This window comes from Kitasatospora sp. NPDC091257, from assembly GCF_044757675.1.
GTDB lineage: Bacteria > Actinomycetota > Actinomycetes > Streptomycetales > Streptomycetaceae > Kitasatospora > Kitasatospora lactacystinica.
This window is the reverse complement of the sequence record NZ_JBIVVI010000235.1, coordinates 1-9155: the sequence shown is the minus strand read 5'-3', so window position 1 is coordinate 9155 and position 9155 is coordinate 1. Positions and strand designations below refer to the sequence as shown.

Annotated in this window: 7 protein-coding genes; 2 read left to right on the top strand and 5 right to left on the bottom strand. The window is 73.8% G+C overall.

Annotated elements, in window-relative coordinates; all coding sequences use genetic code 11:
• Together ACIQOV_RS13830 and ACIQOV_RS13825 are read left to right on the top strand one after the other, a co-directional pair.
• Positions 1-1754 (top strand): polymorphic toxin-type HINT domain-containing protein (locus ACIQOV_RS13830; protein WP_401048376.1); only part of this gene is annotated, 1754 nt, incomplete at its 5' end.
• Between the two features lie 16 nt (positions 1755-1770).
• Positions 1771-2112: a hypothetical protein gene (locus tag ACIQOV_RS13825; protein WP_401048374.1), complete on the top strand. Its 342-nt coding sequence runs from the start codon at positions 1771-1773 to the stop codon at positions 2110-2112.
• Between the two features lie 192 nt (positions 2113-2304).
• Here the strand turns inward: ACIQOV_RS13825 and ACIQOV_RS13820 are convergent, their stop codons facing one another.
• The 5 genes from ACIQOV_RS13820 to ACIQOV_RS13800 form a co-directional block, all read right to left on the bottom strand.
• Positions 2305-3207: a phosphotransferase family protein gene (locus ACIQOV_RS13820; RefSeq protein ID WP_401048372.1), complete on the bottom strand. Its 903-nt coding sequence runs from the start codon at positions 3205-3207 to the stop codon at positions 2305-2307.
• Positions 3204-4478: an MFS transporter gene (locus tag ACIQOV_RS13815; RefSeq protein WP_401048371.1), complete on the bottom strand. Its 1275-nt coding sequence runs from the start codon at positions 4476-4478 to the stop codon at positions 3204-3206. The genes ACIQOV_RS13820 and ACIQOV_RS13815 overlap by 4 nt, the downstream gene beginning before the upstream one ends.
• On the bottom strand, positions 4475-7108 hold the full coding sequence (locus ACIQOV_RS13810; RefSeq protein WP_401048369.1) for a lantibiotic dehydratase: 2634 nt from the start codon (positions 7106-7108) through the stop codon (positions 4475-4477). The genes ACIQOV_RS13815 and ACIQOV_RS13810 overlap by 4 nt, the downstream gene beginning before the upstream one ends.
• A complete protein-coding gene (locus ACIQOV_RS13805) occupies positions 7105-8049 on the bottom strand; it encodes a PHP domain-containing protein (RefSeq protein ID WP_401048367.1) in 945 nt (314 codons plus the stop codon). The genes ACIQOV_RS13810 and ACIQOV_RS13805 overlap by 4 nt, the downstream gene beginning before the upstream one ends.
• Before the next feature lie 48 nt (positions 8050-8097).
• Positions 8098-9155: hypothetical protein (locus ACIQOV_RS13800; protein ID WP_401048365.1), on the bottom strand; the 1058-nt coding region annotated here is incomplete at its 5' end.

The window sequence follows — 9155 nt, the reverse complement described above, 5'->3', positions numbered from 1 at the left end:
ACCTGCGCACCTTCGTGGCCCGGGGCCAGTACACCGCCCAGCAGCGCGACCGGCTCACCGCCGTCCACGTCGCCGACGTCAAGGGCCTGATCGCCGAAGCCACCGCCAACGCCGCGACCGCCCAGCAGAACGCGGCCACGGCCCAGGCCGCCGCCGCCACCGCGCGAGGCGCCGCCGACCAGGCCAACGGCTACGCCGCCGCGGCCACGGCATCGGCCAACACCGCCGCCGACCAGGTCGCCAAGGCCCAGGCCGCCGCCGACGCCGCCCAGGCCGACGCCGCCAGGGCCGCCGCATCCGCGAAGACCGCGAACGCCGCCAAGGCCTCCGCCAACCGCGACGCCGCCAAGGCCGTCTACTCCGCCAACCAGGCCGAGAGCTCGTCCCGGCAGGCGCACCACTCCGCAGCCGAAGCCAATGAGTCCGCCAGCGCCGCCCGTGCTTCCGCCGAGGCGGCCGGCAAGGACGCGACGGCCGCCCAGGCCGCCGCCGACGACGCCCACGCGAACTACGAGGTGAAGCAGCAGGCCGAGGAGAAGGCCCGGCTCGCCAAGCTCGAAGCCGAGCGCAAGGAGGCCGAAGCCAAGGCCCAGGCCGAGAAGGAGAAGCAGGACGCGATCGCGGGGATCGAGGAGGAGATCAAGAAGGCGAAGGAGGACAGCGAGAACGTCAGCTACCTCTACCACCTCTTCTCCGAGAGCATCCACCTCACCCTCGACGTCATCGGCGGCGCCGGCGGCGTCATCGCCCCCGGCCTCGCCGACATCGCCGACCTCGTCAACTGCGCCTACTACGCCGTCGAGGGCCGCACCACCGAGGCGGTCACCTCCTGCATCGGCGCGATCCCCTTCATCGGTGACGGCGCCGCCATCGCCAAACTCGCCCAGTGGGCCAAGAAGTTCGGCTCCTGGGGCGAGAAGGCCGTCGAGTTCATCCAGAAGCTCGTCACGCGCGTTCCGCCGGCCTGCCCGCTGAACAGCTTCCCGGCCGGCACCCGCGTCCTGATGGCCGACGGCTCCACCCGTGCCATCGAGACCGTCCAGGTCGGCGACGAGGTCCTCGCCACCGATCCCACCACCGGACTGGCCGGACCCCGCCGGGTCTCGAACACCATCTACACCCCGGACGACCGCGACTTCACCGACATCTCCCTCGGTGCGGGCCGGTCACTCACCAGCACCGACCACCACCCCTTCTGGGCCGAGAACCGGAAGCAGTGGACCGACGCCGCCGACCTCAAGCCCGGCGACGAACTGCGCGACCCGGCCGGACAGGCCCGGCCGATCGAGAGCGTCCGGCACTGGAACACCCTCCAGGGCGCCTACAACCTCACCGTCGACGACCTCCACACGTACTACGTGCTGGCAGGCGACCTGCCGGTCCTGGTCCACAACACGGACCCGGCCTGTGCGACTCACCTTGCCCTCGGCCTCGAATCCATCCGCGGACAGGAAGTCGGGACGCTCGACCGGTTCGCGCAGGGCCTTGGAGCCGTGACCTACAAGAACGGGCCTTTCGGCGACCTGATTCCCAGGGGCGTGGCAACTCCTGAGAATCTCAGCAAGATGATCGATCGGGTCGTCTCCGGCGGTGGAAAGATCAGTTTCAACATGAAGGGCGTTCAGGACGTCGAGGGGATCCTCAAGGGGATGGACTACGGCAACGGTTACACGTCGCACGAGTTGAGGTACATCTGCGGAAACCCGGCGGTTCGTAGGATCACCACGTTCATCAACGGCGACGCTCCCTGCTAGCGACTAGGGTGACGCCATGAACCTGGAGATCTCCTTCGACAGCGGGAAGCGGAACACTCGGCCCGTGATGGTGGCTCTACCCGAGGGCGGAGGGCAGGTGCTCGGCGAGTTGACCGCTCGGGAAGAGCGGCCCGGAGGGTTCGAATGGCTTCAGGTCGTCATGAAGGTCTGGTACCGGCACGTTCTTCCGGTTGCGCCGTTCACCGAGTCGATCGAGGCGGGCTCCGTCGAGACATGGGTTCCCGTCGACTCCGTGACCTTCCTCGACGGGTATGACTACTCGGGAGTCAGGAACATGAGCCCGGGTGAGGGCCGGCCGGAGGGTGCTCCGCGGTTTCCGATGCCGTGGGAGGTATGAGCATGTGATGGGCCGTATGGTGCGGTGAACCGTCTTCCCCGCATCACGCCCCCGTCGGACGCTCGAAGCCGAGAGGTCCTCGCCGACACATGTCGGCGAGGACCTCTCGGCGTCACTGCGGCTGTGGTCGTGGACGACCCCGACAGGCGGGTGCGAGCGGGTGGTCCGGGTGTTCGGTGCCCCGTTCGGCCGCTACGGGCGGGTGAGGCGCAGCGCCAGGTCGCGGGCGTGGGTGGCGGCGGTGGGGCCGCGGGTGGGGTCGGGGGCTTCGGAGAGGAAGACCAGGGCGAGCATCAGGGCGGCGTCCAGGCGGCAGGCGAGGAGGCAGGGGTCGTCCTCGTCGGGGACGGGGGCGACGGTGGCGTAGCCGGCGCGCAGGACGGCCAGGTCGAGGTCGTTCTCCGGGTAGCGGGCGTACTCGGCGAGGCGGCCGAACTCCAGGGCGGGGGTGCCGAGCAGGGCGTTCGACCAGTCGAGGAGGGCGGTGATGCGGCCCCGGCCGCGGCGGATGTTGGAGCTGCGGACGTCGAGGTGGAGCAGGCTGGTCCCGGTGAGGGAGGAGAGGTGGCGGGCCAGGAGGTCGGCGGCCGGAGGCTCGGGCAGGTCGTCGACGCGGCGGGCGAGTTCGGCCCAGCGGCGGCCTATCCGGGTGGTGAGGACGTCGACCGTGCTGCCGCCCTCGGCGGCGACGGGGTGCAGCCGCGGCGGCGCCACCTGGTGCAGCCGGGCGAGGAGTTGTCCGAGGGCGTGGGAGTCGAGCGGGGAGCCGTCGTCGTCGACGTAGTCGGAGAGCAGCACGTCGGGGGAGTTCGGGTCGTCGGCGAGCACCAGCTCCCGGGCCCGGGCGACGGGCAGGCCGTGCTCGGCGAGGTGCCGGGCGATGGCGTGCTCCTGGACGAGCAGGGCGCGGGTGTCCACGTACGGGTCGTTGGCGTTGGAGTCGAACCGCCGGTGCGCGAGCCGTACGGCGACCGGCGCGCCGCCCCGTCCCCGGGCCCGGAAGACGGTGAACTCCAGTCCCTTGCCGACGAGTTCGAGGCCGCTCAGGCCCCACTGCTCGGCCAGTCGGTCCAGTACGGCGAAACGCTCGCTCATTGCGCATCCTCGGGAGTCTTGCGACGGTCGGTCACCCTGCTGTCCTTCAGCAGGGCGTAGGCGATCGGCAGGCAGGTCAGCAGGGTGACCACACCGCCGAGGGCGAAGGCGGCGCGCGGCCCGGCGGAGGCGCTCACCCGGCCGAAGACCAGCGCGCCGAGGGGCATCGTGCCCCAGGCGAAGAGCCGGTAGACGCCGGTGGCCCGGCCGAGCATCCGGTCCGGGATGATCGTCTGGCGCAGCGAGACGGCGACGACGTTCCAGACCATCAGGGCGAAGCCGGTGGCGCAGTAGGCGGCGGACACCACCCACACCCGGTCGGTCGCGCCCACCGCCAGGCCGGCGACGCCCATCGTGGCCAGGCCGCCGACCAGTGCGGGGACCCGGCCGATCGCCGTGGACAGCCGGCTCGCGACCGTGCTGCCGATCACGCCGCCGACCGCCCCGGCGGCCAGCAGCGCCCCGTACGCGGAGTCCGGAAGCCCCAGCACGTCGTGCACCAGGATGACGAAGACGGCGATCTGGCCCAGGTAGACGGCGTTGATGACACCGGCGGAGACGGTCAGGGCGCGCAGCAGCGGATCGCGCAGGACGAAGGCGACGCCCTCGCGGATGTCCGCCGGCAGGCGGGGGCGGGGCTTCTCCGCAAGCGATCCGGGTTCGGATTCGGGTTCGGGTTCGGGGTCCGGGGCGGGTCCGCGGATGCCGCGCAGCAGCACCGCGGAGACCAGGAAGGAGACCGCGTCGATCAGCAGCGGAACGGCCCGGCCCACGGTGAACAGCACGCCGCCGACGACCTGCCCGAGCAGGTCGCGGCCGATCGTCTGGACGGCGAAGAGCCGGCCGTTCGCCGACTCCAGGCGCTCCTCGGGGACGACGCTCGGCAGCAGGGCGAACGACGCGCAGTCGAACAGCACTTCGCCGACGCCCAGCAGGAAGGCGGCGGTGAGCAGGGGCCAGAAGGTCAGCCGGTCGGCGGCGAGCAGCACGACGGCGAGGACCAGCACCGCCGCGCGCAGCAGGTCGGCGAGGACCATCAGCAGGCGGCGTTCGAAGCGGTCGGCGTAGGCCCCGGCGGGCAGGGCGAACAGCAGCCAGGGCAGCGTGGTCGCGGCGGTGACGGCGGACACCTGGAAGGCGTCGTGCAGCACCGCGGTGGACAGCAGCGGCAGCGCGGCGAAGCGCATGCCGTCGCCGATCGCGGAGGAGGCCGCGGCGCCGATGACCCGGTGGTAGCCGGAGGCGGGACGGACGGCGGTGTCGGTGCTCACCCGCGCGGCTCCGGGAGGGATTCCGGCCCGGCGGGCGCGCTGTCCCAGGCGCCGGCGCCGTCCCCCGCCGAGAAGACGGCGCAGCGCAGTTCGCTGGTGTACCGGTGGCCGTCCACCTCCAGCCAGCGCTGGTCGGGGGCGGGCAGCATCTCGGAGATCTCCAGGGTGCCTTCGGCCCTGGCGGCCAGCCGGCCCAACTGCCGTACCAGCAGGGGGGACTCCCAGTCGACGTAGACCGGCTTCGGTTCGCCGGGGACCTTGACGAAGACGTGCCGGGGCAGCCGGTGCTCGGCGCGCAGCCGGCAGGCGGCGACGAACCGGGCGGCGTCGTCCCGGCCGGTCGGCCGGCCGAGGGCGGTGGTGTCGCGCAGCCGCTCGGCGGGGATGCGCCAGGTCTCGCGCTGCAGTACGACGCGGCCGCAGCGGATGCGCGGGATGTGCGCGAGGTGGGGGGCGTTCAGTCCGGCGCCGCCGAAGTGGCGGGGGAAGGCGAACGGGGAGAGCGGGTCCTGCCGGATGCTCGGGCCGCCGGCCGGGGGCGCCATCAGCCGCAGCCGGCCCTCGACGCCGCGGGCGCGCAGTTCCAGCCGTTCGCCGCGCAGCACCAGGTACAGCTGGGAGGGCTGCAGGACCCGGTCGCGGGTCTGCGCGGAGCGGCCGTAGACCTCCAGGTCGTGGCAGGGGTAGACGAGTTGGGTGGAGGACTTGTCGGGGTGGCCGCGGGACAGGTTGGCGAGGACCTCGTCGTCCGCGAGCAGGGACTGGTAGCCGCGGTACACCTCGGAGAGCAGTTCGGGGGTGTGCTCCTGGATCAGCGGGCCGAAGCTGGTGTGGGTGATGACCTCCCGAACCGCGTGGCAGTCGCCGATGACGGCGGTGAACCGGCCCTCGGCCAGGTCCTCCCGGCTCGCGGCGGCGAACAGGACGTCCGGGTCGCAGACGGCCGGTGGGCTGCTGGGCCGGCCGGCGAGGACGGCCGCCATCCGGTCCCGGTCCACCACGACCTCGGAGCGGTCCGGGTCGGTCGCGGCCCCGTCGAGCAGGGCGGCGCCGATCGCCCGGTCCAGTTCGGCGAGTTCGGCCTCGACGGCGAGGCACTCGCGGGCGATGGCGTCCCGGTCGCGGAAGAACTCGGCGTAGAGCACGTCCAGTGGGATCTCCACCCCGGGGCCGAAGCGCTCGGCCACCCACCGGGTGAGGATGACCAGTTCGCGCCGCATCCGCAGGCGCGGGCCGGCCAGCACGGTCTCGTACACGATGGACAGCTCGTCGGTGATGAAGCGGGCGAGGTCCGGGCCGACGGTCAGGTCGGCGGGCCGGCCGCGGGCCTCCTCGAAGAGGATGCTGCGGTCGGCGTAGTGCAGGCCGCTGTTGCGGTTGGCGGGGCCGCCGGTCAGCTGCTCGAACCGGGCCTTGCCGGCGGCGAGGGCGGCCGCGCGGTCGGGCAGCGGCAGCCGGGCGAAGCGGGTCAGGTCCGCCTCGAAGCCGTCGATCGCGGCGAGCAGCGGGGCGGCCGGTTCGGCGGGGGCGGCGAGCAGTTGCTCGCGCAGGGCGGCCAGCGGCCGGTGGTCGCCGATCGGGATCTCGAACTCGACGACCACCCATTCGCGGTCGGCGAGTTCGGCGAGGGCCGTGTCGAAGGGGACGGGGCCGGGCAGCTCGTCCTGCCAGGCCTGCCGCAGTTCGCGCAGGGTGCGTTCGCCGTCGCAGTGCTGCCACAGCCAGGCCTCGTACGGTTCCACCGGCCGCCCGCCGAGGTGCTGGAAGTCCCAGTCGGTGTCGAGGCCGTCGCGGGTGGTGAAGGCGTACAGGTCGATCCGCCCGTCGCGCAGGAAGGACAGCGGGCGGCGCCGGGGCCGGGCGTGGTCGAGCAGGCCGGGGACGGCGGCGGCGCTCTGGGCGAGCTTCTCGGCGGCCCAGTGGCTGAACAGCGCGTGTCGTTCCAGCTCCCGCTCGCCGGTCCAGGTGATGCCGGGGGCGGTGCCGAGGCGGCCGGGGGTGAAGGGGCCGAAGTGCGAGTGGGTCTCGTTCTTGGTGGTGACCCGTTGGAGGTACATGGTGAGCAGGTCGGTCATCTTGCGGGTGCGCCGGCCGGTCGTGCCGTCGTGGCCGTCGAGCCAGGCGGCGAAGGTGGGGTAGGCGGAGTCGTTGGAGAGCAGCAGGACCTGCCGCAGGCGTTCGTCGCCGAAGGCCTCGACCACGGCGGCCCCGGCCCGGTCGAGGCGGTCCTGGTGCCGGGCGGCGAAGCGGGTCTGTTCCTCGGCGAAGTGCCGGGCGGCGTCCTGGTAGCCGCGCAGGGTGGCGGCCGCCTCGGCGGGTACGGCGGCGGCCGCGGCGGTGAGCGCGGGCTCGGGGACGGGCAGCAGGAAGCCGGCCGGGGAGGAGAGCCGGGCGGCGCCGGGCACCGGGTGCCGGCGCAGGGCGGCCTTGAATTCCTCGGCCAGCGCCTTCAACCGCTGTCCGTGGGCGACGAGTTCGCGGGCCTCCTCGGCGGCGGCCGGGTCCGCCAGGGGTGCGAGCAGCTCCATCGGGAAGCCGGCCTGGCGGAGCACGACGACCGGCGCGAGCTGCCAGGCGACGCGCGCACCGGGCTCGGTGGTGGTGGTCCGGGGGTCGTTGACGGTGGTCACAGCCTCACCTGGGGACTTGAGTGGACGGGAGGACGCCGGTCGTGCAGGGCGTCCAGGACGGCGAGCGGGTCGGTGGGGAGCGCGGGCAGCAGGCCGGGGCTGGGCGCCCAGGGCTTGACCCGCACCCCGTGGTAGTCGGACCCGGCGGTGGCGACCAGGCCGAGCCGTCCGGCCGCCGCGGCGAGCCGGGCGCTGTCGGCCGGGGTGTGCCAGCTGGTCCACACCTCCAGCCCGGCCAGGCCGGCCGCGCGCAGCGGTTCCAGCAGCGCCGCGCACTGCGGGGCGTCCAGGCCGGCGGTGAGCGGGCCGGGGTGGGCGAGGACGGCGACCCCGCCCGCCTGCTCGATCCAGGACAGCACCTCCACCAGGTCGGGGTTGACCGGGTGTTCGACGTGCAGCGGCCGGCCGGGCCGGCACCAGTCGGCGACGAGGCGGGCGAAGCGGTCGTCGCCCTCGCGGTACGGGGCGAACCGGGGGTCGCCCTCGGCGGCCTCCAGCAGCAGGGCCAGGTAGTCGTTGACGTAGGCGACCCGGTCGCCGCCGAGGCGCCGCTCGACGTCGGCCCGGGCGAGTGGCACCCCGAGGGCCCGCGCCCGGTCGGTCCAGGTGCGCCACCAGGCCAGTTCGGCGTCGTGGACGCGCCCGATCCGCTGCCGGAACGGTTCGTCGCCGGGGTCGACGAAGTAGGCCAGGCAGTGGGTCTCCTCGCCGCGCCAGCTGGTGGTGATCTCGCAGGCCGGTACCACGGTGAGGCGCCCGCCGGCGGCCCGCTCGAAGGCGGCGACGCCCGCGAGGGTGTCGTGGTCCGTCACGGCGGCCACCCGCAGGCCGGCCTCGACGCACCGCCGGGCCAGTTCGGCCGGCGCCTCGTCGCCGTCCGAGTGCCGGGTGTGCAGGTGCAGGTCGACCGGGGTGGCCAGGGTGGCGGGCGCGCCCCGCATCAGCAGGTCCTCCGCATCAGCCGGATCCGCATCAGCAGGCCCCTCGCATCAGCGGGCTCCGGGCAGGGTGCGCCGCCAGGAGGCGGCCAGCCAGCGCTCGTACTCGGGGCCGGACGGGTCGTCCACGACCAGGCAGAGCGGCTCGATGATCCGCCCCGCGCCGCCGGCCAGGCCGCCGTGCAGCATGGTCAGGTTGTGGCCGAGCAGCAGGTCGCAGTGCTCGCCCGGGGCGAGCACCTCCCAGCGGCGGCGGAACCGTGCCCAGGTCAGGCCGGTGGCCATGAGTACCTGGTGGCAGAAGAGCCGGGCCGCCTCGCCCCGGCACTCGCCGCACGGACAGCCGTGGGCCAGCGGCACGGCGGCGGGGAAGCGCCGGCGCTCCTCCTTGGTCAGCACGGCCTCGCCGTGGTGGAAGGACAGGCCGTGCCAGAGCGGCTCCTCCAGTCCGAGCATGGCGCCGACCGAGGGGTAGGCGCAGCCGTGCTCCGGCTGGCGCTCCAGGCCGCGGGCCAGGTTGTCGCCGAGCCAGCGCGCCGCGGTGGCCGCGGCGTCCGGCCCCCGGTCGATGCCGCGCCGCTCCAGCACGTCGTCGATCACGCCGAGCCAGTCGTAGTACGTGGTGACGCTCAGCCCCTCGCCGACCTCGGGCAGGAAGATGCCCTGGTACATCTTGTGCGCGGGGGTGGTGGTGTACCCGGAGTCGCCGTAGGTGCGCCGGGCCGGGTCCCAGTCGGGGGCGTCCTGGAGGCTGGGCGTCAGGTACGAGCAGTGCTGGCCGTCGTGGTGGGGCAGCAGGGTCCGGGTGGCGCAGCCCTCGGGCACGTAGGTCTGCTGCGCCCGGTCGACCTCCAGCCGCATCCGCGCGGGGGCGCCGCGGGCGATCAGCGTGGTGCGGACGCGTTCGACGATGGAGGTGGACAGCCGCCGGCTGTCCTCGACCCCGAGCCGCAGCCGGCCGATCCGGAAGACCGCCCAGCCGGTCCGGTGGATGACCTCGACGGCCTCGGCGGCGAGGGCGTCCAGTGCCCGCTCGCGCTCGGCGGGGGCGTCGGAGAGCAGCGGGGTGCAGTCGAACCGCGCTTCGTGGGGGGTGAATCTCACCGGTG